A 23538-nucleotide genomic window follows, 5' to 3' on the forward strand; every position below is an offset into this window, starting at 1 on the left:
TGATTATTGGACCTGTTCCAGGATAGTAAAGGCAGCATTGACAATAGCCGCAGCGACATTACTGCCGCCTTTACGTCCTTCGATGATGACAGATGGAATGTCTGGCAGGTATTTCATTTTAAACTTAGATTCGAGTACGTTCACAAAACCCACCGGCGCCGCTACCACCCCTATAGGACGGCAGTTGCCCTGCTGATACTGATCGCAGATCTCCAACAAGGCGGTAGGCGCATTGCCGATCACATACAGAGCGTCCGGATGCTCCTGTATGGCCAAACGAATACCCGCCTGGCTACGCGTAATATTCTCCGCGGCTGCTAATGCCAACACACGTTCATCGTTCAGGTAACATTTTACCGCAACACCATACTTGCTGGTAAAGGCTTTGGTGATGCCTGATTGTACCATGGTCACATCCGTGATCACCGTACCACCGCCAGCGAGGTATTCATGCCACTGCTCCAAAGCGCCTTCTGTAGCGTAATACAGCTGTTCATACTCAAAATCTGCCGTGCTATGAATGCACCTGATCACAGCCCACTGGTCAGCAGGCGACAGCTCATCCCGTTTGAGTTGCAAGCGTATCTGGCGGAAGCTCTCCTGCTGAATCTCTTCGCCAGTGTGTGGTTTACGGCTCAGGTAACCACGAGGGGTCACTAAAAAGTTGTTGAAGCGATACGTCTGTGAGTTGCCTATCATCACCAGGCAAAACATATCCACCAGTGTTACGTCCAGTTCACCGAGCGTCGTCAGTTGAATATGTTCTTCCGGGCGGGCCACCTGTCTTACAATAGCCACGGGTGTTTCCGGGCTGCGGTGCTGCAGGAATATTTCCTTGAGTCGTGACAACTGCCAATGGCGTTGCTTACTTCTCGGATTATATAATGACGTAACGAAGTCGCCGATAGCGGCTGCGTGGATACGTTTTTCTATCGTGGTCCATGGTGTCATGAGGTCTGACAGAGAGATGGTACAGAAATCGTGACCAATGGGCGCACCTAACCGGGCCGCGGCCGCCTGGAAAGCGCTGATGCCCGGAATAGAGGACAGCGCTATATCCTGTCGGTTTTGCTTCGACGCATATTCATACACTAAGGACGCCATGGCATATACCCCCGCATCACCAGAACTGATCACTGCCACATGCTTTCCGGCTGTACAGCTTTCCACCGCCAGCACCGCACGGGCTTCCTCCTCCGACAACTCCTTGCCAATGCACTGTGCGCCAGGCTTTAAAAGATGCTCCACAAACCGGAAATAGTAATGATAGCCAATTATTATATCTGCATCCGCGAGTGCCTGCCGGGCTATGGGGAGCAAATAACCGGCATCACCCGGGCCAATACCAATCACACTTAGGCGCATATGTTACTTTTTAAAATGATCAATGAGAAATAGGGAAGCACATGACCTTCCAATGCGGAAATGTCCGTAAACAGCTGCTGGTCAGGCGTCCCCAGCTTCTCACTGTACAACATGGTTACCTTGCCTATTGCCACAAATGGCTGTATATATTGCATGGCCGCCCTCACCTTGATGAGTACGACGGTTTCAAATTGCTGTAAATATTGTTGCAGATCGGCTTCACTTTTTAAAAGCGGTATGATGGCGATCTTTTCGCGGAGCAAAGCCAGTGGCGCCTGATGAGCCGCAGTAGCCAACAGGAAGGAAGGTACGCCTGCAATGATTTCCAGCGGCAGCTGGTGTACATGGATTTGTTGTAGGATGTATACAAAGGTGCTGTAAAAGGAAACATCTCCCTCGCTTACAAAACAAACCTGCGCACCTGTTTCCACCAGGGCTTTCATCTCAAAGAAACATTTCGTATAGACCTCGAGATTATAGGCACGGTCTGTTTTCATATCGAGGATGACCGGCACCATTCGTTTATCTCCCAAATCATAATAATCTAAAATGGAGCGCGCATAACTCCGAACGCCCTCTTCCTGAAAAGAGGCCGGGTAGAAGATCACATCACATGCCTTCAATACCTTTAAACCCTTTACAGTAATCAATTCCGGATCGCCCGGACCTAAAGAAACCGCATATATTTTACCAGTAGTGCTCAAATCCCCAATACTTTTTTTACGGTAGAGAAAACTCCTTTTTTATCGCCCGGCTTTTCTTCTTCTTCGAAGAGAATACCTTTTACATTGAGATGATGACCGATTTGTTCTTTGCCCTGATCGGCTTCAAATCCTACGATTTGGGTACGGTATTTACAGAGCTGGCAGTTCATATTCGGATCGCCTTTTTCTGCTTCCGCAATGCGTATCCCGATGGCCTGTAACAGCCATTCATGGCTGCCCAGCGGCTCTGTAGCAATATATTCTTTACCAGGCGACAACACTTGTTGCGCAGCTACCTGCTCATAAATTCTTTTGAGTAATACGCCCGTAAAAAGGAAGATGGGTAGCACGACCACTCTTTTAAACGGTAGTTTTTCCATCAGTGGAAAAGCGTCTTGCAACAAGGGCTTCGTAACGCCTATATAGGCTGTAGTAGCGAATCCGAATCCCATGCCTTCCCAGAGCATGCGGGTTAATTTGGCCACATCGGAGTTGGCATCCGGATCATTGGTACCCCGCCCTACGACCAGCAGGCAGCTTTCCGCACGCGGAAATGCAGGCACTGTTGCTTCTGCTTTCTCTACCAGCCAGCGCGTGAGTTGCAGCAGCGGTCCTGTAATACCCAGATGGCTCGCCATCGTGATGGTGAGATCCGGATATTGTTGTTGCAGGGAATTCATTTCAAAAGGGATATCATTTTTCGCGTGGCCACCTGCAAAAAGGATGGCCGGCAAAGCGATGATATGTCGTACTCCCTGCTGGTACATGCGTTCTACCGCAGCGGCATACACTGGATGTGCAAACTCCAGGAAGCCGTAGTCCACTATCCTGTCGGGATAGCGCTGTTGTAATTTTTCTACCAGGATTTTAAAGTGCGTAACGCCCTCCTTATCCCTGCTGCCATGTCCACAAATCAGAATACCTTGTTTCATACCATTCGTTTTAAAGCAAGTCCGCGTATTTACCAATGATAAACACCACTGGCATCGGCAAGGGACGCGACGTGAGCGCCGCCTCTATCTCACTTAATGTAGCCGTCACTGTTTGTTGTGTTGGGGCGGACACCTGTGATACCGCCGTCACGTAAATGGTTTCGGCGCCGGCGGCCACCTGTAATTTGGCTATTACTTTAGGCAGGTTACTGAGGCCCATGTACATCACCAGCGAGGTGCCGGTACGCAGCATGTTGGCCAGTGCCTCCAGTTGTTCAAAGTCGTAGTTGGCCGTATGGCCTGTGCAAAAAAGTACCGCCTTGCTGCGATTACGTTCGGTGAGCGGTACCTGGCAAAGACTTGCGGCGGCAATACCGGCTGTTAGTCCGGGTACGACCTCAAATGCGATGTTATGTTCCTGCAGGTAGCGCACTTCCTCTGCCGCACGGCCATAAATAAACGGGTCACCGGATTTGAGCCGGACTACCTTTTTGCCGTTGGCCGCATGTTCCGCCATCAGCTCGTGAATATGTTGCTGGCGTTCCACCGGGTCGATGGCATCCCCATATTTTTTACCGGTGTAAATAAGTTCAGCATCTTTACGACAAAGTGCCAGGATATCCGCTGATACCAGGTTATCGTGCAGCACTACGTCGGCTTGCCCGATACAGCGTACTGCCCTTACCGTTAACAGGTCAGCCGCTCCGGGACCTGCGCCCACGATCTGCACGGGGTGTATGTTATGGCTTTGTGTTAGTTTATCATGCATATTAAAACCGTACTGTCATGCTTGCCCTGAGCGCGAAAGGCGTACCTGGGGTGATGTGAAAGTCCATCTCCGGTGCAGCCTCGCCCTTCAGTTGCGATTCGTCATAAAACTGAGCCTCCGCCCATTTCCTGTTAGTCAGGTTTTCTGCAGAGAGTCCCCATTCATAGCGTTTGTAGCTATATCTTACCACTGCGTCGAGGATCAGGTAGTCCCTGGATTTTACGCTGTTATCTTCGATGGCTGGCCTTTCACCCATATAACGATAACGCAGGCTGGCGCTGATACCATTGTGGGATTGGTAAGTCAGGCCACCGGTACTGGTAAAGACGGGTGCAAAAGGAATGTAGTTTTCGTTTTTCACTTCATCCATCAGCCGTGGTCGTGCGAAGTTGAGGTTCACATCGGCCCACAACGGATCAGCCATGTGATAGCGTAAAGCTGCGTCCACACCCGTTCTGGTGGTGCGGCCCAAATTCTCAAAGCTACCATCATCGGCAATAAATTTGTATTCTGCGTCACATTGCAGCCACCATATGGTAGCCGTCACCAATGCTTTGTTGCCCAGCTTGAAGTTGGTACCTACGTCGGCGCCATAAGAGCGGGGCACGGCGGCTGACTGTCCATGTTGCACAGCTACATTGGCGTAGTTGGAGTGGAATCCTGTGGCTGTTTTAGCGAAGAACGTCCATGATGGCGATACATCATAGTAAGCGCTGAACTTGGGACTCAGGCGATTGGCGGTTTTATTCCCACTGGTATTTTTTATCAGATAATCATGGAGATCGAAGGTAAAGAAGTCATCACGGAGGCCCAGGCTGAAACTCAGGCCATTGGTCAATCGCAGCGTTTCACTGATATAGGCGGAGTAGTTACCAACGATGGCGCGGCTGGAATCTTCGTTAGACAAAAACATTCTTTCTCTTACGTGATCGCGGCCTAAGTTAACGAAGTCGATGCGGGCGCCGATGCCTGCTTCCGTCAGCAGTGTGGCGTTGCCCCATTTACCCGTATGACTAAAGGTATTTTTATACCCTGCCATATTTCTTCTCTCCCATTGTTTTATTTCATCACCGTTAACGGGATCATTTTTATAAAACGTAAAATTTGACCATAGGTCAAAGTTATTTCTTACATAGTACACCTGCTGCTTCATGGTAGAACGCCCGCTGATATGGGTTTCCAGCATCAGGTTTGCATTGATGCGGGTGGTTTTACCCCCTTCGCTCGGATCGATGGCACCAAAGCGTGGCAATGACCCATTTGTAATGGCGCGTTGCGGTACTTGTCCGGACGCGTGCCAGCTACTGGTAAAGCCAGAGCCGATAATGGAGAGTGTATTTTTTGTATTAATGGCTACATTGTAACGTGCCAGGAAATTAAAGCGGTTAAAGTACTGCGGGTTATCGAAATAGCTGTCGGTGTAAGTGTAGTCCGCGATGACATAAGCGTTTTGCTTTTCCTGGTTTACCACATTCACCAGGCCCGCTACCCTCGCGCTGTTGAAGCTGCCAGCTTCTACCTTTACAAACTGGCTGGTTGGTTTAAAGAGCGTGGAATACACAGCAGCACCAGCGTTGGTAAAGTCGCCCTGACTGGCTTCATACGGCCCTTTGTAATAGGCCGCGTTGCCGATGGCTTCCGGAATGAGGAAGTGCATGTCTGCATAGCCTTGTCCATGTGCGTGGTTGGGCAGGTTGACAGGGATCCCGTCTACGAAAATACCGAAGTCAGTGCCGTGGTCGTTGTCGATGCCACGCACTAAGATCTGTTCTGCCTTACCTCCGCCTGCGTGTTGCGCGATGAAGAGGCCGGGAACCGTGCGAAGGAGGTCCTGCGCGGATTTTACCGGTAGCAGCTGGAGATCTATTTTAGAAAGCAGATGGCCGCCCTTGTCCGCATTGGCAGAAACATCTACCCCTTTCAGGTTAAATATTTTTTTCCTGGTGGTGTCAGTCGTTTGTTGCGCCCAGGCGGTCAGGGACAGACATGACAATGCCACGGTATAAAAGTGTTTCATTCAAGCTGATGATGGTTGATAAAAGTATTAATCCTGGAAAAACACGGCATTGCCCACGGGTTTGCCGATTACGAAGTGGCAGTCTACCAGGTTGGCAGTAAATTCCGCTTTCATGTCTTTGTACCAGGTACCATCAGGATGAATGAATACAACAGGACCATGCTCGCACTGGCCGGTGCAGCGGGTACGGATGGTGTGTACCTCGTCGTGGAGATTATTGGCGGCGATAGCGGCGCGTAATGAAACGGTGGTATCTTCAGCTCCTTTGTTGAGGCAGGAGTTGCCATTACACATAAACGCGATGCGTTTAACTTTTAAGAGATCTTTGCCCATGAAAATTAATCGAGTTAATAAGCCCGTTAACGATTAAAAAATGCCGGCGGCGAGGATGGAATGCAAAAGGTGAGAAATCACCATCGAAGAGGTGGACTTCTATCCTGTTGCTCCTGGTCCCGGAAGCCGGATATTACGATTATGAGGCAGGTCTTCTGGCTTGTTCTGTATGTCGGCGCCTTCCCGTCGGATAATAGACAGTGGCATTTATGCCGACAACATTTTTGTGAACTTACAGCAGCGGGTACTGCTCCGGAATTTGCGCCTGGCGGGCATCACCGGATTCCCTTTTAAGCATTGTGATGACAACAATGCACCTGATAACGGGGCGAAGATAAGGAATTATCTATTCAAGAGACAGAAGCGTAGGTTTTTATTTTTAGGGCCGGAGTGAGGGCATAAATGACAGAATTAAGGGAACAAAGAAAATAACTTTCACAAAAGAAATACCTTTGTCGTCCATGCAACCACAATTCCTGATAGCGGCGCCACATAGCGGCGCAGGTAAGACAACCGTTACACTGGCGGTGCTGCGGGCCTTGCAGCGCAAAGGTTTGCGGGTGCAGCCCTTCAAATGCGGTCCGGATTATATAGATCCCAAGCTCCATAGTATAGCAGCGGGCCGGCCAAGCATCAACCTGGACAGGTACATGATGTCTGACGATCATGTCCGCAACACTTACGCGCAGTACAGTGCCCAGGCCGATGTAAGTGTGACAGAAGGCGTAATGGGCTTATTTGACGGCGCAGTAAAGATGGAAGGCAGCAGTGCCGAACTGGCCAGGTTCCTGGACATACCCGTGATACTGGTGGTGAATGCCAAGGCCATGGCTTATTCCGCAGCAGCCTTATTGTATGGCTATAAAAACTTCTCCCCCGGCCTGCGTATTGCCGGTGTAATATTCAATTTCGTAAGCACCGCCTCTCATTACCGCTTCCTCCAGGAAGCTGCCGCAGATGTGGGTTTGACAGCATTAGGTTATCTTCCTGAAAATATCTCCATAAAAATTCCTTCCAGACATCTGGGACTACATATCTCTGCAGACCATGATTATGATCAGATCATCAACGACGCCGCCGATCATCTCTCTCAATATATAGACCTGGATAAACTGATGGAGCTGACCTGTGTGCCACGTAAGGTGTATACTACCGAAAACAGACCTGTCGGACGTTTGCGGATAGCGGTGGCACAAGATGAAGCGTTCAACTTTATCTATCCACAAAATATAAAAGCCTTATCGTCATTAGGGGAGATTACTTACTTCAGTCCCTTGCAGGACCGTGAACTTCCTGCTGCCGATGTGTTATATTTACCGGGAGGCTATCCTGAGCTGCATCTGCCGCAACTGGCCGCCAATACCGCATTGCGTGCCGCTATCAAGTCGTTCAAAGGGAAGATACTTGCCGAATGTGGAGGTATGATGTACCTCGGTGCTGCAATACACGATGAAAGCGGGCAGCCCTATGAGATGTGCGACGTGCTGCCCATGTCCACTACCATGCAGCAGAAAAAGCTGGCGTTGGGCTATAGAAAAGTGGAGTTGGATAACATTACCCTGCGGGGACATGAATTTCATTATTCTACTTTTGTGAACACCCCGGCACTAACAGATACGCCCATCCGCGTATCTAATGCGCGCGGCGAAGTGATTGTCACACCTGTATTTTATGATGATCGCATTTTTGCCAGCTACCTGCATTTTTATTTTGGCGACAATCTTCCCGCCCTTAGAAAAATTCTTTCTTTATAGTATTTAATAATACCCCTCTTTAAAAACAACAGCTTCCTTCATTTTCCGTTTCTCCCATTGCAGTATTTCCAGCTCGGGTTGTGTATAAAATCCGTTAGTATACCCCACACATAAATAAGCGACCAGCTTATTGTCAGACGGTGCATGTAATATCCGCTTTACCTTTTCGGCATCCAGGATGCTCACCCAACCTACGCCTATATTCAGGGCGCGGGCCATGAGCCACATATTCTGCACCGCGCATACCACACTATACAAACCTGCTTCCGGCATCGCCGTTTGCCCCAGCACCGGTTTATCGGACGGCTTATAGAACACGGCAATATTCAGCGGCGCCTCCATAATGCCTTCCAGCTTAAGGCGTATATATTCCGGTTGTTTTTCTTCGCTGAACTGTGGCAGGGCTTTGGCATTTTCTTCGTGAAACGAATTTCTGACCTGCTGTTTAACGGCTTGGTCCCGGATCAGCACAAACTCCCATGGTTGCGAGAACCCCACTGAAGGAGCGTTCAGGGCTGCCATCAGCAGCTGGTCTATTACTGCATCCTCCAGTGGTGTAGGCAGAAAACGATTTCCTCTTACATCTCTTCTATGAAGAATGATTTCCTGTAGTACCGAAACTGTTGCTTCATCGAAATATTTGCCTTCCATGAAATAAAGATGTTTGTGGCGCAAATATAGCGTTGTTTATTGCTGCCAGCACAATTTGTATGCGGAGTCCCAATAACTAACCTATATTTGCCGCTTACAAACAGTAGTATATGTCAGTACCAAACGAACTGGAATTCATTGCTCACAAATGGTTCGAAGCCTTCAATGAACATGACCTGGAAAAATTATTATCCCTGTACCACGATAATGCGGTGCATTACAGTCCGAAGTTGAAAATCCGGCAGCCAGCTACGGGCGGCCTTATCAAAGGCAAGCAGGCACTCCGTACCTGGTGGCAGGATTCTTTTGAGCGATATCCTCACCTGCAATATACCTTGCATACGTTAACCGCCAACCAGGACCGGGTATTTATGGAATATCTCCGTCAGGTGCCCGGCGAAGAGGATCTGCTGGTAGGAGAAGTACTGGAGATAAAAGACGGTATCATTACTTCTTCCAGGGTATATCACGGGTAGGTGGTTAAGGAATATTGGGGGCTCCCGGCAGAAAAAATAAACAAAAACACAAAACGCCACGCCATATGAATAGGAGGATAAATAAATTTGGAGAATAGCAGTTGAAAATACCATCAGTATTATCCAACCATCAGTTACCATCACTCATACAATACATTTATTTACAACATAGTACACAAACATCCTTGTCTTATCCTTTTAGTATCCTTCACCTATCCTTTACTCATCCTTCTCCTGACAATGTATCTCCCCAGCTACAAACCAGTACTATCTTCACATTCCTAATAATTCTCCAACGCGGAACATTTTTTCTCCGGCTTCGTATATGGATTGGCGAATGAATTCGTCAACTTTGAACTGTTAACTGCTGAATGTTACGGGAGCGTACGACCCGACGCTGTTCAGCGATCTTTTCAACTTAAAATGTTTTTTATGGCAAAAGCTATCGACAACGTGATCCTTTATGGAGCACACGGCACCATCGCCAAACAGCTGGTAGTCCGTCAACGTTTTGGTCAATCCATTTTAAGCAAACGCCCTACCCGTAGTAAGGGGAAAGCCACAGAAGCACAACAGGCTGTCAGGGACCGTTTCCTCAGCGCCTCCCTGTATGCCAAATCCGTGATGGCCAATCCGGTGCTGCTGGACATGTACCGCGCCGCAGCGAAAAACGGGCTATCGGCTTATAACGTAGCCATGCTGGACGCGCTCAGGCCTCCGGAGATCAAGGATGTGAATACGGCCGCCTATACAGGCAAAACCGGTGAAACGTTCCTGATACGGGCCATCGATGAGTTCAAGGTAAAGGCTGTCACAGTGTCCATATACAGCGCAGACAACCAGCTGGTGGAGACAGGCGCCGCTGTACTGCAGGTTAACGGTCTTGACTGGCTATACACCGCCACCAAAGACCTGAACACACTGACCGGTACCAAAATAAAAGCAGAAGCTTCCGACCTGCCGGGTAATACCGCCGTGAAAGAGATGGTACTGTAGTCGATTTTAGATCATCCCCGGGACATTCCTTATGTTCCCGGGGATTTTTTATTTATTATAGTTGGCAGGTGTGGAACCTGTAAAACTCTTGAACGCGCGGATAAAACCTGATACAGTATCATATCCTACCTCGTAAGCCACATCCCGGATATTGGTCTGCTGCGACAACAAACATTTAGCACGCTCCATCCTGGCCTGTAACAGCCATTCATGCATACTAACGCCAAAATACAAACGAAAACCTTCCGTCAGCTTTCGGGGATGCAGATGGACCTGTTTTGCCACTTCTTCCAGTGGTATCTGCTGATGCAGATTGTTCACCAGTTTGTCGCTAACCTCCTGCAGGGATTGTAAATCATCCGGTGAGAAATGGAACTTGGTGGTGACCAGCTTTTGCGCGTCGCTCAGCGTATCCAGGTACAACAGCAACAAATCATATATCCGGGCACGCAGGAAGATATCTCTTTTTGCGTCGTCCAGTTTACAGGCATGTATGCTCTCCAGGACAGCTTTTACCTTCGGCGTGATAGCCGCTGCGTTTTGTTGCAGCCCTCTCCTGCTGTTTTGCAGTACGTTGTTCAGTACCTGCTGTACCGGTTCATCGTCTGCTCCTTCAATGTGTTCCGTCTGCAGGTTTACCTGGAAGATGACCGTTTCGCCGGCAGGGATATCTGCCAGGTAAGTACCGGCCGGAATGTAATACAGGTGATACAGGCCGCTCTGTATCTGCGTTTTACCGGCACCGTTAAGCACGAAGCTCAGCTCTCCCTGTAAGGCGTAGCTTAATGTGATCATCGGCTCGTGGATGACCACCTGCAAACGTATTGGCTGCGCCATCCTGAAGATGTGCCGGTAAATGGTGTACGTAGTTGCTTCTGCGTGTTGCTGGTGTATTTCTCCGAAAGATCCCTGAATGGTTGTTGTTTCTGCAAATGATAGAAGATCTGGTTTTTCATCTGATGGTGTACATATAGCAACAGTAGTGTACTTTTGCAGGTTTTTCGGTAATATGAATTCCATGAAGTCTGGGTTGTTAACGTGATCGAGAGGGCAATTCATATGACAGCTACAATACTAATCTACGTATTTTTTGCGAAACTCACTGCGGCATATCTGCATCATATTTGAAATTATTTATTTATCTTCAGCTGCATAAAATTTTAATCCATGGGAAAATTTGTTATTACCAAGAGTGACAACGGAGAATTCCGTTTTAAGCTGAATGCCGGTAACGGAGAAACCATCCTCGTCAGCGAAGGCTACAACGCCAAAGCAGGCTGTGAAAACGGTATCGCATCTGTGAAAACCAACTCCCAGCACGATGAACGGTTCGAGAAGAAAACTTCTTCCAACGAGAAACATTATTTTAACCTGAAAGCTACCAATGGCCAGGTAATCGGCACCAGCCAGATGTACGCCAGTGAATCTGGGCGCGACAATGGTATCGCTTCTGTAAAGACTAACGCGCCTACGGCGACGATAGACGATCAGACTGTGTAAGCAGAATTTTTTGCTCATGGCCGGGGAAGTTCCGGCCATGGGTTTTATTCCATAATAGATTGAATTTTCATCTTTGCCGCAAAAGCGTCAATTACCGCCAACACATGATCCCTGTCTTGGGCAGGCAGCTTCTCCAGCTTACTGAGATATGCTGCCAATACAGGCGAAACACTCCTCTCCTTCTCTTCATCGTTTTGGATATCTCTAATCAGATAATCCAACGTACATTCCAACACTTCTGCAATTTTTGCTGCCACTTCGATGGATGGTTTTATGGCGTCCCGTTCATATTTCCCGACCATATCGCCGGTAGTACCAATGGCGACTCCCAACTGTGCCTGGGTCAGTTTTTTTTCCCGTCTTACCAATGTGACTCTTTGTCCGAATGTCATTAGGGTTAGTGTTTTAAGTACTAAAAATAGGACTTTAAAGTAAAACCTTGAACAGCCATAAATCTAATATACGCATGCATTTGGGCTTTTGACTGAAGCAAACAACATGCTTATCTGAATCATATACGCCTTTTTAGACTTATTATTTTGACACAATAATGACCTAAACAAGCATAATACAGCTTATTGAACTTGTTTAAATAAGTCCAATAAGGTATATTTACATCAGATAATCATTTAAAAACTACCTTATGCAATATAAAAACAGAGTAGCCAAAATTCACGCTAAGGGGACCCTCAACACGTACGTCCCCTGGCTAAATCTATCCGGCGCATGGTTGGAGAAAGCCGGTTTTGACGTCGGTGATAACATCGCCATTGCCGTACGTAAGAACGCTATCAAAATCACTGTAGCGCTAAAAGCCCCTAAGCAACAGGAACACGACGAGTACTTTGAACCCCAATGGGATTAATAAAAGTACTGTAACCCCAACCAACCTACGCCTGCATCTAAAGGCGAACAGCATTCATCTTACCCCGCCACGGACAACAACCAGGCCTCCCGGCCAGAAAGCAACTAATTGTTAACCTTTAATTGTTGTTTTATGTTAGTTTATACTGATACCTCAGTAATAGGCGGGTGTTTTGATAAAGAATTCAAAGAACCTAGTCTTGCTCTTTTTGATGAATTTAAAACCGGCACTAAAAAGCTACTCCTGTCAGATCTGGTAAAAATGGAACTTGGTGCAGCCAACGAACAGGTAAATGCAAAAGTGAACGAAGTGCCGGCACGTTTCAAAGTGGAAATCAAACATACGCTCAAAGCAGGAACATTGGCAGCAGCTTATATATCCCAGGGCGCAATAAGCGACAAATGCTACAACGATGCCTTGCATATTGCACTCGCCACCGTTCACCAGGCAGATGTATTGGCCAGCTGGAATTTTAAGCACATTGTAAATTTAGATCGTATTAAATTGTATAATTTCGTTAATTTACAGTTAGGATACCGATCACTAAAAATCAAGACACCAAGTGCAATCTTAAAAACCATACAGCCATGAAAAAAAGTCAATACTACGATGTAGTAGTACAAACCAGAAAAGCCAAGGAATGGCGGGATAATACCTCCCCATCACTGAGAGACCTGAATACATTTAGCCAGCGACTACGCCTATCCCTATAACCCACCTCGCAGTACAGCATATTTCATACCGCTGTACTCCTTCCCATTACTACTTCCACCGTTTTTATTTTGCTATCAGAGATTGTTACATAACAATCCATGCACGGACCATGTCCTTACCTGCTGAATCCAGGTGGTTGTCCCTGTCCTATGATATTAAACGGGTTCTAGCTAAGACTGGCTGGTACCTCAAGTTTGACCTTTAAACGCTGTAATCATGAAAAAAACTAAAAAATACGACGCCGTAGCTGAAGTACGGAAGATCAGAGACAAAATGAGCCGCAAATACAGGAACAATCCTGATTTGTTACTGAAGGACCTGAAAAAGGCTTCAGAGGAATTTGATCGAATGCAGGAAGCGTTGAAGAAACGTTAATACAGGGAAAGCTCTTTCCTTATAATGACGGCGTTGGCAGGCATCTTGTGCCTGTCGACGCCATACCCGTCATAAGGACAAATGGACTTTTCTTTTTGAGATTATCCTCTTATCGAAATCAGAACTCCACGAAAAATCTTAAAACTTGTCGATTATGAAAAAAGCTAAGAAATATGATGCTCTAGCCGAGGTCCGGAAAGTCCGTGATGAATTAAGCGTGAAATACAGGAATAACCCCGAACTACTGTTTCGGGATTTGAAGGCAGCAAGAGAACGTTTTCATGCTGAAGCAGAGGCCTGCGCTGCAGCCAAACAACAGCTCTCAATCAGGGCTAATTAATTAGTTAAAGTCATGCGGCTATGAAAAACTATAATCACATATTAAGTATCAAATATCCGAACACCACTAACCTGAATAGCTATAGCCAGCGACTACGTACCCTAAATTAACCCACCTTTGGTATAGTATATTTTCTTCATCTGTATTATTCCCATAATCATTACTCCGCCGTTTCATTTTTAATTGCGGCGATTGTTGTCACCGTGGGCACGACCGTCGGCACTTCGTCATGTATCGACCTGCTAAATCAGGCAAGGAAGCCCTCCCTTGTGGATATTTGCCTATAGCATGCTGGTCGATTAAAACCTACGCTCCCGTTAAACCTTTAAACTTAATAATCATGAAAAAAACTAAAAAAATATGATGCAGTGGCCGAAGTAAGAAAAATCAGAGATCGGCTGGGGCCTAAATACTGGAATGATCGTGAATTTATGCGAGCAGACTTAAAAATGGCTTGGGAAGAGTTTCATCAGAAGGAGATAGAGCGGAAGAAACAGCAACAGTATGCTTCTCGCTTGACACCACACCTCCAGCGCTGGCCTGCGTTGTTTTCCTGAATGGATTATTGAAGTAGGAAGGCAGCCCGATTGCAATAGTCCACTATCCGAGTCAAACCCTTCCAAGCATTATCAGTTGGTGATCTAATAGCGACAATTCGCCTATAATGCTCTGGATCTTCTATACAGTGGCCGCCTGTTACTACCTGGTCTTCTAGAGTTTTAGAATGAGACCTTTTCTTTTTCCATCATTTTATGGCAAAAGTAGACACAAATCGCTTCCTAATGTTCTGATTTTCAGCAAAAATCGATACCCTTCCGCTTACAACATACTTAGTATGTTTGGAACAAATGTCTATAATAACTCCCTAATCTGTTAACATGCCCACCAATGGGAAATAACATAATTCAATAGTTTTATCATGTGCATCCCAAAACGTGGGTAAAGAAAATCAGGAAGTAAACTATCCTTGATGAAAGTGCAAAAAAATTTTGATTAACAACCTATTTACATTCGACCAACTCCCAACTGCGTATTATCCGTATTGATATCATTTTGATTGAATGAATATCAAAATAATACCGTTTTATTGCTACTATCTGATAATCGCGTCTAAAAATATGGCCGGGTAAATCCATATATATTATTCCCCTAATACAACTTTTGAGGTGGAAATAGATATTGTTATGAAAAACCCGCCAAATCTTATTTTTTAATTCAGAATATACCAAAACCTGCTAAAATGAACTTTTTAAAGAGATTATGTAGTCCCTACCAATTAAACGAAGTCTTTACACCAAACACCGTAGCAAAATTAACTTATGTCAAGAGGCAGATACTAGAAGATGATCTAACTAAATACATAGGCTTACCAGGAAAACAAATTGTGGTTTATGGACATTCTGGAAGTGGCAAAACTACCTTAATTCTGAATATACTAAAGAATGCTAAAATCAATTATATCAAAACGCATTGCGAAAGTGCAACCACTTTTGATGATCTTTTACTTCAAGCATTTGACAAACTAAACAGATTTTACATTACGGAAAAAACGACTAACTATCAATATTCTATTAGTTCCGATTTAAAAGCCGAGTATAAGACTTTGAGTGCAAAGATTTCTGAAAGTAATACCAATTCGAAAGGGGAAAAATCAGTCAGACTTGTTCCACAACAATTAACTCCTGAGAAACTGGCCCAATTCCTTGGCGAAGTAGAAAGTGTTTGGTTGATCGAGGACTTCCATAAAGTAAATGAGGTGGAAAAGAGACGAATAGCCGATGTTATAAAAATATTTATTGATGCGGCTAACGATTCTCCTAAAGTTAAAATTATTTGTATAGGTGCCGTAGGCACTGCCAGAGAATTAATTGAGCTCGATAACAATCTTAGAAATAGAATTGCTGAAATGTCAGTTCCTTTACTTAAAGATGAAGAAATAAAAAACTTAATAAAGAAAGGAGATGGACTACTCCATATAAAAATGCCTGATGGATTAATTGAGAAAATTGTTTATTACAGTAATAACCTCGGCTCACTAGCTCATCAAATTTGTTATGACATCTGCTACCATGATGGAATAATTAAGTCAAGGATTTTTATGAAAGAAATTCACGAGGAATATTTCCGATCCGCGGTAGAATCTTATGTTCGAAAAAATTCAGACACGTTTTCAAAATTGTACGATATGATTCTTTCCCAAGAAGGAGGATGGAATATACTCCAGACTTTTGATTATACGGAAAAAGAACACCTATCTATTATAGAACTAACCAAAGGCGTAAATTATAATAAGAGGTTAAACTGGGAAACTTCTAAAGTTGAAGCTTTACTGCAAAAACTCGCAACCTCAGAGTTCGAAGAAGTAATTCGATACGACAGAATCACTAGAAACTATTCGATATCGTCACCATTTTTCAAAGCGTTCCTAAAAATGAAATTTGCGCTTAAAAGAGCAGAAGATAAAGAAGTTCAAAGAAGGAGGCACAGGAAGCGGAAAAATATGATGAACTTACAGGAAACCGGGCTAGTAATTAATGCTCAATTTTTTGAGACCTATTATCAATATCTAGACTCATATCTGACCAGAAAACTTACGATTATCGAAAAAGATTCAGAATTGTAGACTTCATTAAAATTAATAGCGCATTCCCACAATGTTAAGTCTTGATAACCTTCAGGACGTTAAGACTATTGATGTAATCCTTTATACAACAAAATACACAAATGAAAAAACTGTTCAGCCAAATTGACAAAAAGAAATTCAAACCGAGGTACTTTATTGTTATGGGAAAGTATAAAGATAGCAATGCTTGGGCCCCTATGACATTTGATAATGAAAGCCAATCCTTTTGCTGGGCTAATCCCTCTGATGCATACCATTCAGATGAAAGCGTTGAGTTATACGACCGTCCTACCGCTATTTATCTACTAGGAGAAACTATCCACAAAAAAGACGGTCATTCTGGATTTGACTATCGACTACTTCCAGTGTATACCGGTTTTGAGATAGCACCTAAACTTTACATGATTATGGAGGATCGAAGAGACGACAAGCCCCTTGTCCCATTATGCAAAGGTGAATATGCTCCTCTTACTTGGGCCAATACCGGCAAAAGTGATCTTCCCTTACCGGAACTTTTCGATTTATATTCCGCCCATCGAATGGTGGCCATGCAAAAAAAATGGGAGATTGAAAATAACGTACATCCAGAGGAATACCTGAACATAATTATTGTTCCAATGCAGTATAACCCAACTGATTCAATATCGGAGGATTACTTGAACCAGCTGAGTAAACACTTGTTGATAGCGCAACTCTAACTAGTCCTGAACATGTATTCTGATGATTTTGATTAAGTTGTGTGAGGCTCCTAAAAATCCAGTGATCCCTCTGGGATTACAGAGAGGGTAAATAGCTTTATCCAAGTTTTACTTATCCTTATTTTTATAAGTTTATTTTCAATACTTTATAACACCACTCAATTTTCTAAACTCCTACCTTTATAACGATTAACATCAAGATCACACCAGAGGAAGCAGGGAAGAAAATTAGGGAGACATAGGGAAAAACGCGGTGAAATGGGTAGCACTGCCGTTGTGCGAAAGGCTACCTATATAGCATAAAGGAGCTGCGTTTGCACCTCCTTTACCTCTTCGGATTTGATGCCATTTAAAATTCCTCTTACATCTTACTCCTACTTTATGAAATTTAGATTACCAAGCTACCATAAAAATCAAAGCATCACTGTTGCTTAATAAGCTAATTATCTTAAATTCACAAACACATATAAATAATAAACATATCTATATTTCGTCTTACTATGATTAAAATTAGGCTTCCTCAAAAATTCCAAGACAAACTTTCAGAAGTACAAGAATTAGAAGGTATTGTCATGTCAACAATATCAGAATTCGGAGATATTTTAATCGATAATAAGCTATTCTTTTTTGAAGAATATACAGACCATGGAGTACGACATATAGAAAATGTCCTTGAGTCATCATCAAATCTAATAACTGAAAAAACCTTTTCAACTATCTTATCAGCTTCGGACATTGCTTGTTATGTTCTCTCAGTTGTGTTGCATGACATAGCAATGCACATCTCATTAGATGGTTTTAATCAATTATTAAACGGAGAGTTTGATAAGGTACGTATATCAGAATTCGACAAATTAACATGGAAAGAGCTATGGGATGAATATCTAAATGAAACAAAAAAATTTAGTGGGAAACAATTGAATTTAATTTTCGGAGACCAAAATCTAATTGTAAGAAAACCTCCTTTATTGAATATTGGTGAAATAAACGGCAATGATAAAAAATTAATTGGAGAATTCATTAGAAGGCATCACACAAGACTTGCACACGAGATTGCATTAGTTGGTTTCCCAGGCAGAAAAGGCACATTGCATTTTGCTAATGGCCTAGATGATTTGCTTAAACAATTAGTTGGCGTAATTGCCAGAAGTCACGGCTTAGATTTAAGACGATGTATCGATTATGTTGAAGTGGAATATGGAAAAAATACCAGACGCCACATTAATGGAATCCATTTAGTTTTTTTGATGATTCTACTCCGACTGTCAGACTATTTACAAATTGATAAAAGTAGGGCTTCTACTACCCTATTGAAAGTCAAAACTTTCTCAAGCCCATTTTCTGAATTTGAACATAAAGCCCATCTTTCCATCAACTATATTGATGATAAATATCAAAATGATCCTGAAAGAATTTTTGTCAATGCTTCGCCCACAGAAAGTAGTATGTATTTAAAAATAAAAAAATTAATCCAAGATATTCAATATGAATTTGATATATCTTGGGCTGTTCTAGGTGAGATATACGGGGAAATTGAAAATAAACCAGAAATTAAGTATCGTCGAATCACCTCTAATCTCGAGGATCAAACTTTTTATTCTAAACAGCAATATGTAGCCGATAAATTCTATTTTAAGGCAAATGATGAAGTTGTAAAACTTTTAATCGCTCCACTGTATGGGAATGATTCAAAATATGGAGTTAGAGAATTGCTGCAGAATGCCGTTGACGCGTGTAAAGAAAGAGAAATTATAGAAAATCTAAACCAAGATTCTAAATACCAAGGCGAAATTGAAGTCAATGTATACAAAGATGAAAATGACGATGCTTTTTTTAGCATTACAGATAATGGAACTGGAATGTCAATTGATATTATAAAAGATTATTTTCTAACTGCCGGTGCATCATATAGGAAGAGTTTTGATTGGCAAAAAACATTTATTGATTCAACAGGCAACTCTAACGTAAATAGAAGTGGGCAGTTCGGAGTAGGAGTACTCGCAGCTTTTCTCATCGGCAAATCCATTTATGTCGAAACCAAAAGTATCAAAAGTATAACTGGATATAAATTTTATGCAGATTTAGCTTCAGATCAAATTAATATAATAAAAGATGACAGTATAAAAAGTGGAACAAAAATAATAATAAAAATAGATGATGACAAGCGTTATCAATTTGCTCCGCGTACCATCAAAACTAGTGACAACAAAATATACGATTGGACAGAGTGGTATATGCTACCTAAACCCCAAATCAAATATTTTTTTCTTGGACAAGAAATCTCTCCTACGGCTAAACTGGGTCCAGATGAAGAAAATCCAGCAGAAGAATGGCGAACTTTAAATTCCGTGGGCTACAACAAAATTTTATGGGCTTATGATGAATCGTATGAGGAAAGGAAGTTTATATGTAATGGGATTCTAGTCAACGAAGTTTTTGACATTTTCGATGAGACCAAGTATTTAGACTTATCCCCTTTTAAGGATCCCCTTATCAGTGTGTTTGACAATAACGGAATACTACCCTTAACCTTGGACAGAGAGAATTTATCTGACTATGTATCCTTTCGTGAGGACTTGAAGGAAGACATATGTAAAGATTTTCTTGCGCATGTATTGTTATTTACACCAGGTTGTCAGGCAAAAGAATCCACCATTCAGCTTGGCACACAACTCTTCAATTACCCTGGCGCCGTGTATGATGAAATAGATCATTACTTTATTTCTAAAAAAGGATTTTTGCTCAAAACCGATTATTCTATTCGGAAGTCCGGACTATCAACATTAATAGAGTTAAAATCAACCAATTTACACGAAAAATTCAATGAAGTTGAGCTAGATATAAAAGATGCTTTTTTTGAATATAGCATTATTAAGTCAGAATCCCAGTACAATTTTAACTCTGAATTTTGGCATTTGAAATATTCAGAAGAAAATGGTCGCAAAATTACCAGGCCGTTAGATGTAAGGGTATTCTTAGGAAAAAAGAAATTTAATGATTTATTTAATACCAATAAAAAGAGGATACCAACCTGGGCCAAAAAAGAAAGTCAATTAGAATTTGAAAAGCATAATATCGTTTGTTTAAAATTCCAGAATCCGAACGAAAGCTTAATTACTGAACACTTTCTAAAAAAGTATCAGAATGAAATAAAACTAATTAAGGAATATTCAATGCCTGAAAGGAATTTTCCAGATGACGTCATTGATAACTTAATAGAGAAATATTTAGGGGATAATGTTGTAATACCTTATTCGCTTAAAGAGCGAATAAAGCTGTATCCTTTAGCATTTAAGGAATTAGAATACTATATGAGAAAACACATGAACAATCACACTTTCTAGCGAAAAACCAAGGTAAAATAGCCAATACAACCATTCAAAAGGTTGGATAAAATACACAAAGGAGGTGCAGTTGCACCTCCTTTCCAAAGAAATTTAATGGTCAATAATGGCTAATACCATAGATTTCTATATTAGTAAAATATAAGCGTGCCCATCGGCCTTTTCCATTTCATTTCCGAAGGGAGTGTCCCCTTCAATTTACAAAGTTGCAGGTGCAAGCACCTTTTTTTACAGAAACAAAAAAAGGGAGAGTTGTTAAGTCATCTTCGGCGTATACGCTTCTTTCCCATGACTTCCCAAATGGTGTACACTTCTTCTAAATTTTTGCATCCCTATAATAACAACAGAAGAGTGATTAATTCATATAAAGTGGCAGTTTTCAAACAGGGTGTTTTCAAATTTTTTTTCCTAATAGTATCTAATCTCTCAACAACGTTGAAGTAAGTATGATTATTTGTAACTTGGTATTAGTTGATTGATTAGCCATTAAAAAGGATGGAAAGAATATAATGCTTATAAAATCGGAACTCGACTAAACACCCAACTAAAAAACAAAACCCCGCGCCATGCGCGAGGTTTCTAAAACTCCAGTGATCCCGCTGGGACTCGAACCCAGGGCCCATACATTAAAAGTGTATTGCTCTACCAACTGAGCTACGGAATCATTCCCTTTTCTGAAGGGAGTGCAAAAATAGGAATATTTTATTTTTAAACAAGTTTTTGTCAAAAAAAATCTGAAGAACCGCGTCAAATATACTACCAGACAGCATTTACAGCCAATAACAGCAGCACAATTCTGTATCACACCTATAATAAAATGCTGTTACTATGAACTTCTCTCCTATTTTTGCAGTGCAAAAATATACCCATGAAAACTTTCTTTCAGAACAAGACAGTCGTTATTACCGGCGGATCGTCGGGGATTGGTAAGGCTTTGGTGGCGGAGATGTTGCAGCAGAACGCTAATGTGGCCGTATGCGGCCGCAAGCTGCCGGCGCTGGAAGCATTGCGCAATGAGCTGGGCAATCCGAAGGGACTGTTCATCTTTACTGCTGATGTTAGTAAAGAAGACGACTGTAAAGCGTTCATTGAGGCGGTGAATGCGCAGTTCGGCCGTATCGACGTGTTGATCAACAACGCGGGTATATCTATGCGGGCGCTGTTCCGTGATTTGGATTTGAGTGTGTTGAAATCGCTGATGGACATCAATTTCTGGGGAACGGTTTATTGCACCAAGTATGCGTTCCCGGCTATCCTGGCCTCGAAAGGCACTATCGTGGGGGTATCTTCCATTGCCGGCTACCGCGGCCTTCCGGGACGTACGGGTTATTCTGCCTCTAAGTTCGCCATGCAGGGTTTCCTCGAAGCACTGCGGACAGAGAATCTACATACAGGCGTCAACGTGATGTGGGTATGCCCTGGCTTCACGTCATCGAATATACGGAATACAGCGCTCAATCCGCAGGGACAGGCGCAAAGTGAAACACCGCTCAACGAGGACAAACTGATGAGCGCTGAAGCGGTGGCCACTGCCGTTGCCAAAGCGATCGCCAAACGCAAACGCACGCTGGTACTGACCGGACAGGGCAAGCTCACCGTATTCCTCAGCAGGGTAATACCTGGTATCCTGGACAAACTCGTCTATAACCACTTTAAGAAAGAACCCAATTCCCCGTTACAGTAAAAATCAAATTTTCTGCTTAAAATAGGCGCCATCGGTATTTTTACCTTTATTTGCAATGAGATTGCATTTAAAACCCCATGGCATCTTTTTTGGAAGGAAAGCGGACATTTAAATATGCCATTCAGATGTGATACCGGTAACTGTTAGCAAGGAAGGGCGTTGAAATGTGAATTTAGAGCGGATTTAGAATTTCTGGCATGTCCATTATAACATTAACATCAGACATAGGGATGCAGGATTACCTGGTAGGTGCCATCAAAGGGCAGCTCTGGCATTACTGCCCGGAATGTCATGTTACGGACATCACTCACCATATCAGCCCGTTCAATCTCCCACAGGCCACTTACATCTGTAAAAGCGCTTTTGCCTGGTTTCCGCTCGGCACGTTTCACTTTGTACTGATCAATTTATTCGACCGCCGCCCGGACCATGTCCTGGTAGCAGAACATAACGGCCAATATATCGGTTGCGCTGATAACGGCCTGCTGACCATGATCGCCGGAGGCATGCCGGAAAAGGTGGTGAAAATCCCCCTCCCTTCCAATGCGCCTAAAACCACGTTCACCATGATCCAGCTGCTGGCCATGGCTGCGCGTGAACTAAGCAGAGGTAAAGCGCTCGGTGAAATTGCCCCCCTCACGCAAAGCATCCAGGTGAAACATAACCTGCAGCCCCTGGTGGGAGACGACTTCATCGAAGGCCAGATTATCCATATCGACAGCTTCGAAAACGTAGTGGTCAATATTACCTACGAGCAGTTCAATGCGCAACGCAGGAACCGCCGATTCCAGATATTCTTCCGCCGCAATGAAGTGATCAACCAGATCAGCGAATCCTACGCTGATGTGCCTGAAGGCCAGAAACTGGCCCTCTTTAACGCTGCCGGCTACCTCGAAATAGCCATCAACAAAGGAAATGCCGCCGGCCTCTTCGGCCTGCAGGGCTTCCGCAGGGACCAACTTACCCAGCCCACCGGCTTCCAGCAACTTTCATTTTACCAAACTGTCAGAATAATTTTTCAATGATCAACAGACTCGTTAAGATGGAGTTTGCACCCGACAAGGTAGACTCCTTCCGGGAACTGTTTTCCCGTCAACAAAATCTTATCCGGCACTTCCCCGGATGCCTCCACCTCGAATTATGGGAACATCCGGCCTCCGGAAACACCTTCTTTACCTTCAGCAAATGGGAGTCCGAAGCCGCACTGGAAACCTACCGGCAGTCAGATCTCTTCCGGGAAACATGGGCGGCCACCAAAGTGCTTTTCAACGCAAAACCAGCAGCATGGACCGTTACAGAGGCTTTCAAAGCCTGAACGCCCGCCCAGCGGACCGGGAATTCTAATGGTATTTTAATTCCCCCCAAACCAGCTACTATTCAAGCGGATAGCTAACAATT

The 23538-nt window shown here is 43.8% G+C and carries 24 protein-coding genes, 1 tRNA gene and 1 riboswitch; of the genes, 15 read left to right on the forward strand and 10 right to left on the reverse strand.

The annotated features are described in order from the left end of the window. Nucleotides 1-3 precede the first annotated feature (3 nt). The 6 genes from cobJ to HHL17_RS24690 are packed head-to-tail and all read right to left on the reverse strand — an operon-like array spanning nt 4 to nt 6120. Nucleotides 4-1365 (reverse strand): precorrin-3B C(17)-methyltransferase, encoded by a 1362-nt coding sequence (cobJ, locus tag HHL17_RS24665; protein WP_169227514.1) that lies wholly within the window; start codon nt 1363-1365, stop codon nt 4-6. Further along, nucleotides 1356-2069 carry a precorrin-2 C(20)-methyltransferase gene (gene cobI / locus HHL17_RS24670; RefSeq protein ID WP_169227515.1) on the reverse strand — a complete coding sequence of 238 codons (714 nt, stop codon included), beginning with the start codon at nt 2067-2069 and terminating at the stop codon, nt 1356-1358. The genes cobJ and cobI overlap by 10 nt, the downstream gene beginning before the upstream one ends. Continuing rightward, a complete protein-coding gene (locus HHL17_RS24675) occupies nt 2066-3001 on the reverse strand; it encodes a sirohydrochlorin chelatase (protein WP_169227516.1) in 936 nt (311 codons plus the stop codon). Before HHL17_RS24675 ends, cobI begins: the two co-directional genes overlap by 4 nt. Before the next feature lie 10 nt (nt 3002-3011). Further along, nucleotides 3012-3770 carry a uroporphyrinogen-III C-methyltransferase gene (cobA, locus tag HHL17_RS24680; RefSeq protein WP_169227517.1) on the reverse strand — a complete coding sequence of 253 codons (759 nt, stop codon included), beginning with the start codon at nt 3768-3770 and terminating at the stop codon, nt 3012-3014. A gap of 1 nt (nt 3771) precedes the next feature. Continuing rightward, nucleotides 3772-5787: a TonB-dependent receptor gene (locus HHL17_RS24685; protein WP_169227518.1), complete on the reverse strand. Its 2016-nt coding sequence runs from the start codon at nt 5785-5787 to the stop codon at nt 3772-3774. A 27-nt stretch (nt 5788-5814) separates the two neighbouring features. Beyond that, nucleotides 5815-6120, reverse strand: a complete 306-nt coding sequence (locus HHL17_RS24690) for a (2Fe-2S) ferredoxin domain-containing protein (RefSeq protein WP_169227519.1) — start codon at nt 6118-6120, stop codon at nt 5815-5817. A gap of 128 nt (nt 6121-6248) precedes the next feature. Then, a riboswitch (cobalamin riboswitch) is annotated at nt 6249-6456 on the reverse strand. 125 nt (nt 6457-6581) lie between these two features. On the opposite strand from HHL17_RS24690, the gene HHL17_RS24695 reads away from it, so the two are divergent. Next, nucleotides 6582-7874 (forward strand): cobyrinate a,c-diamide synthase, encoded by a 1293-nt coding sequence (locus HHL17_RS24695; protein WP_169227520.1) that lies wholly within the window; start codon nt 6582-6584, stop codon nt 7872-7874. Nucleotides 7875-7877: 3 nt separating this feature from the next. On the opposite strand, the gene bluB is transcribed toward HHL17_RS24695, so the two are convergent. Continuing rightward, nucleotides 7878-8525 (reverse strand): 5,6-dimethylbenzimidazole synthase, encoded by a 648-nt coding sequence (gene bluB, locus HHL17_RS24700; RefSeq protein ID WP_169227521.1) that lies wholly within the window; start codon nt 8523-8525, stop codon nt 7878-7880. 110 nt (nt 8526-8635) lie between these two features. Here bluB and HHL17_RS24705 point away from each other — a divergent pair, with 110 nt between their 5' ends. Together HHL17_RS24705 and HHL17_RS24710 are read left to right on the forward strand one after the other, a co-directional pair. Next, complete coding sequence (locus tag HHL17_RS24705; protein WP_169227522.1) at nt 8636-9001, forward strand: nuclear transport factor 2 family protein; 366 nt, start codon at nt 8636-8638, stop codon at nt 8999-9001. A gap of 432 nt (nt 9002-9433) precedes the next feature. Then, a complete protein-coding gene (locus HHL17_RS24710) occupies nt 9434-9997 on the forward strand; it encodes a hypothetical protein (protein WP_169227523.1) in 564 nt (187 codons plus the stop codon). A gap of 48 nt (nt 9998-10045) precedes the next feature. On the opposite strand, the gene HHL17_RS24715 is transcribed toward HHL17_RS24710, so the two are convergent. Continuing rightward, nucleotides 10046-11017: a helix-turn-helix transcriptional regulator gene (locus tag HHL17_RS24715; protein WP_169227524.1), complete on the reverse strand. Its 972-nt coding sequence runs from the start codon at nt 11015-11017 to the stop codon at nt 10046-10048. A 147-nt stretch (nt 11018-11164) separates the two neighbouring features. On the opposite strand from HHL17_RS24715, the gene HHL17_RS24720 reads away from it, so the two are divergent. Next, nucleotides 11165-11497 (forward strand): YegP family protein, encoded by a 333-nt coding sequence (locus HHL17_RS24720; RefSeq protein WP_169227525.1) that lies wholly within the window; start codon nt 11165-11167, stop codon nt 11495-11497. Between the two features lie 44 nt (nt 11498-11541). Here HHL17_RS24720 and HHL17_RS24725 read toward each other — a convergent pair whose 3' ends face one another. Further along, nucleotides 11542-11889, reverse strand: a complete 348-nt coding sequence (locus HHL17_RS24725; RefSeq protein ID WP_169227526.1) for a helix-turn-helix domain-containing protein — start codon at nt 11887-11889, stop codon at nt 11542-11544. Between the two features lie 251 nt (nt 11890-12140). On the opposite strand from HHL17_RS24725, the gene HHL17_RS24730 reads away from it, so the two are divergent. The 8 genes from HHL17_RS24730 to HHL17_RS24760 all read left to right on the forward strand — a co-directional run bounded on the left by HHL17_RS24730 (nt 12141) and on the right by HHL17_RS24760 (nt 20456). Beyond that, complete coding sequence (locus HHL17_RS24730; RefSeq protein WP_169227527.1) at nt 12141-12362, forward strand: SymE family type I addiction module toxin; 222 nt, start codon at nt 12141-12143, stop codon at nt 12360-12362. Between the two features lie 132 nt (nt 12363-12494). Then, the gene (locus tag HHL17_RS24735) at nt 12495-12953 is read left to right on the forward strand and encodes a PIN domain-containing protein (RefSeq protein WP_169227528.1); all 459 of its coding nucleotides are present in this window, start codon (nt 12495-12497) and stop codon (nt 12951-12953) included. After that, nucleotides 12950-13075, forward strand: coding sequence for a hypothetical protein (locus tag HHL17_RS33760; RefSeq protein ID WP_262889102.1), 126 nt, complete (start codon nt 12950-12952; stop codon nt 13073-13075). Before HHL17_RS24735 ends, HHL17_RS33760 begins: the two co-directional genes overlap by 4 nt. A 217-nt stretch (nt 13076-13292) precedes the next feature. After that, nucleotides 13293-13451, forward strand: a complete 159-nt coding sequence (locus HHL17_RS24740) for a hypothetical protein (protein ID WP_169227529.1) — start codon at nt 13293-13295, stop codon at nt 13449-13451. 154 nt (nt 13452-13605) lie between these two features. Then, nucleotides 13606-13791, forward strand: a complete 186-nt coding sequence (locus HHL17_RS24745; protein WP_169227530.1) for a hypothetical protein — start codon at nt 13606-13608, stop codon at nt 13789-13791. Between the two features lie 1240 nt (nt 13792-15031). Next, nucleotides 15032-16414 carry an AAA family ATPase gene (locus HHL17_RS24750; protein WP_169227531.1) on the forward strand — a complete coding sequence of 461 codons (1383 nt, stop codon included), beginning with the start codon at nt 15032-15034 and terminating at the stop codon, nt 16412-16414. Nucleotides 16415-16515: 101 nt separating this feature from the next. Next, the gene (locus tag HHL17_RS24755; RefSeq protein ID WP_169227532.1) at nt 16516-17112 is read left to right on the forward strand and encodes a hypothetical protein; all 597 of its coding nucleotides are present in this window, start codon (nt 16516-16518) and stop codon (nt 17110-17112) included. Between the two features lie 500 nt (nt 17113-17612). Further along, nucleotides 17613-20456, forward strand: coding sequence for an HD domain-containing protein (locus HHL17_RS24760; protein WP_169227533.1), 2844 nt, complete (start codon nt 17613-17615; stop codon nt 20454-20456). Nucleotides 20457-21047: 591 nt separating this feature from the next. Here HHL17_RS24760 and HHL17_RS24765 read toward each other — a convergent pair. Beyond that, nucleotides 21048-21120 (reverse strand) — tRNA-Lys (locus HHL17_RS24765). A gap of 204 nt (nt 21121-21324) precedes the next feature. On the opposite strand from HHL17_RS24765, the gene HHL17_RS24770 reads away from it, so the two are divergent. The 3 genes from HHL17_RS24770 (at nt 21325) to HHL17_RS24780 (ending at nt 23455) form a co-directional block, all read left to right on the forward strand. Next, nucleotides 21325-22140 carry an SDR family oxidoreductase gene (locus HHL17_RS24770; RefSeq protein ID WP_169227534.1) on the forward strand — a complete coding sequence of 272 codons (816 nt, stop codon included), beginning with the start codon at nt 21325-21327 and terminating at the stop codon, nt 22138-22140. A 197-nt stretch (nt 22141-22337) separates the two neighbouring features. After that, nucleotides 22338-23165 (forward strand): SAM hydrolase/SAM-dependent halogenase family protein, encoded by an 828-nt coding sequence (locus HHL17_RS24775; RefSeq protein ID WP_169227535.1) that lies wholly within the window; start codon nt 22338-22340, stop codon nt 23163-23165. Then, complete coding sequence (locus tag HHL17_RS24780) at nt 23162-23455, forward strand: putative quinol monooxygenase (protein ID WP_169227536.1); 294 nt, start codon at nt 23162-23164, stop codon at nt 23453-23455. The genes HHL17_RS24775 and HHL17_RS24780 overlap by 4 nt, the downstream gene beginning before the upstream one ends. The last annotated feature ends 83 nt before the right edge of the window (nt 23456-23538 follow it).

It is taken from the genome of Chitinophaga fulva, assembly GCF_012927205.1.
Lineage (GTDB): Bacteria > Bacteroidota > Bacteroidia > Chitinophagales > Chitinophagaceae > Chitinophaga > Chitinophaga fulva.

What these genes read in the sequence shown, in the direction of transcription:
- cobJ (WP_169227514.1), bottom strand. Translation starts at nt 1,365, where the DNA reads ATGCGCCTAAGTGTGATTGGTATTGGCCCGGGTGATGCCGGTTATTTG.
- HHL17_RS24675 (WP_169227516.1), bottom strand. Translation starts at nt 3,001, where the DNA reads ATGAAACAAGGTATTCTGATTTGTGGACATGGCAGCAGGGATAAGGAG.
- cobA (WP_169227517.1), bottom strand. Translation starts at nt 3,770, where the DNA reads ATGCATGATAAACTAACACAAAGCCATAACATACACCCCGTGCAGATC.
- HHL17_RS24685 (WP_169227518.1), bottom strand. Translation starts at nt 5,787, where the DNA reads ATGAAACACTTTTATACCGTGGCATTGTCATGTCTGTCCCTGACCGCC.
- HHL17_RS24690 (WP_169227519.1), bottom strand. Translation starts at nt 6,120, where the DNA reads ATGGGCAAAGATCTCTTAAAAGTTAAACGCATCGCGTTTATGTGTAAT.
- HHL17_RS24695 (WP_169227520.1), top strand. Translation starts at nt 6,582, where the DNA reads ATGCAACCACAATTCCTGATAGCGGCGCCACATAGCGGCGCAGGTAAG.
- bluB (WP_169227521.1), bottom strand. Translation starts at nt 8,525, where the DNA reads ATGGAAGGCAAATATTTCGATGAAGCAACAGTTTCGGTACTACAGGAA.
- HHL17_RS24705 (WP_169227522.1), top strand. Translation starts at nt 8,636, where the DNA reads ATGTCAGTACCAAACGAACTGGAATTCATTGCTCACAAATGGTTCGAA.
- HHL17_RS24710 (WP_169227523.1), top strand. Translation starts at nt 9,434, where the DNA reads ATGGCAAAAGCTATCGACAACGTGATCCTTTATGGAGCACACGGCACC.
- HHL17_RS24715 (WP_169227524.1), bottom strand. Translation starts at nt 11,017, where the DNA reads ATGGAATTCATATTACCGAAAAACCTGCAAAAGTACACTACTGTTGCT.
- HHL17_RS24720 (WP_169227525.1), top strand. Translation starts at nt 11,165, where the DNA reads ATGGGAAAATTTGTTATTACCAAGAGTGACAACGGAGAATTCCGTTTT.
- HHL17_RS24725 (WP_169227526.1), bottom strand. Translation starts at nt 11,889, where the DNA reads ATGACATTCGGACAAAGAGTCACATTGGTAAGACGGGAAAAAAAACTG.
- HHL17_RS24730 (WP_169227527.1), top strand. Translation starts at nt 12,141, where the DNA reads ATGCAATATAAAAACAGAGTAGCCAAAATTCACGCTAAGGGGACCCTC.
- HHL17_RS24735 (WP_169227528.1), top strand. Translation starts at nt 12,495, where the DNA reads ATGTTAGTTTATACTGATACCTCAGTAATAGGCGGGTGTTTTGATAAA.
- HHL17_RS33760 (WP_262889102.1), top strand. Translation starts at nt 12,950, where the DNA reads ATGAAAAAAAGTCAATACTACGATGTAGTAGTACAAACCAGAAAAGCC.
- HHL17_RS24740 (WP_169227529.1), top strand. Translation starts at nt 13,293, where the DNA reads ATGAAAAAAACTAAAAAATACGACGCCGTAGCTGAAGTACGGAAGATC.
- HHL17_RS24745 (WP_169227530.1), top strand. Translation starts at nt 13,606, where the DNA reads ATGAAAAAAGCTAAGAAATATGATGCTCTAGCCGAGGTCCGGAAAGTC.
- HHL17_RS24750 (WP_169227531.1), top strand. Translation starts at nt 15,032, where the DNA reads ATGAACTTTTTAAAGAGATTATGTAGTCCCTACCAATTAAACGAAGTC.
- HHL17_RS24755 (WP_169227532.1), top strand. Translation starts at nt 16,516, where the DNA reads ATGAAAAAACTGTTCAGCCAAATTGACAAAAAGAAATTCAAACCGAGG.
- HHL17_RS24760 (WP_169227533.1), top strand. Translation starts at nt 17,613, where the DNA reads ATGATTAAAATTAGGCTTCCTCAAAAATTCCAAGACAAACTTTCAGAA.
- HHL17_RS24770 (WP_169227534.1), top strand. Translation starts at nt 21,325, where the DNA reads ATGAAAACTTTCTTTCAGAACAAGACAGTCGTTATTACCGGCGGATCG.
- HHL17_RS24775 (WP_169227535.1), top strand. Translation starts at nt 22,338, where the DNA reads ATGTCCATTATAACATTAACATCAGACATAGGGATGCAGGATTACCTG.
- HHL17_RS24780 (WP_169227536.1), top strand. Translation starts at nt 23,162, where the DNA reads ATGATCAACAGACTCGTTAAGATGGAGTTTGCACCCGACAAGGTAGAC.